Below are 601 nucleotides of genomic sequence, written 5' to 3'. Positions count from 1 at the left end.
CCGGCACAATCCGTGAAATCCGCTGATCAGCGCACGAAGACGCCCGACTGGCTCGCCAGGTCGAGGAAGTACTGCGGCGCCACACCCAGTACCACGGTGACCGCCACCCCCACCGCGATCGCCGTCATGGTCAACGGCGACGGCACGGCGACGGTGGGTCCGTCGGGCTGCGGCTCACTGAAGAACATCAGCACGATCACCCGGATGTAGAAGAACGCGGCGATCGCCGACGAGATCACACCGACCACGACCAGCGCTCCCGCACCGCCCTCGGCCGCCGCCTTGAACACGGCGAACTTCCCGGCGAACCCGGAGGTCAGCGGAATGCCGGCGAAGGCCAGCAGGAACACCGCGAACACCGCGGCCACCAGCGGCGAACGGCGCCCGAGCCCCGCCCACTTGGACAGGTGGGTCGCCTCGCCCCCGGCGTCCCGCACCAGGGTGACCACGGCGAACGCCCCGATCGTCACGAACGAGTACGCGCCCAGATAGAACAGGACGGACGACACCCCGTCCGGTGTCATGGCGATGACACCGGCGAGGATGAACCCCGCGTGCGCGATGGACGAGTACGCGAGCAGCCGCTTGATGTCGGTCTGGG

At 68.7% G+C, this 601-nt stretch carries 1 protein-coding gene; it reads right to left on the bottom strand.

Annotated features, from left to right (window positions below; translation table 11 throughout):
- Positions 1-26 precede the first annotated feature (26 nt).
- The coding region (locus tag STRTUCAR8_RS28120) for a proton-conducting transporter transmembrane domain-containing protein (protein ID WP_044473022.1) at positions 27-601 on the bottom strand (575 nt) is incomplete at its 5' end.

This window comes from Streptomyces turgidiscabies Car8 (genome assembly GCF_000331005.1).
GTDB lineage: Bacteria > Actinomycetota > Actinomycetes > Streptomycetales > Streptomycetaceae > Streptomyces > Streptomyces turgidiscabies.
This window is presented reverse-complemented; position numbering and strand designations above follow the sequence as displayed.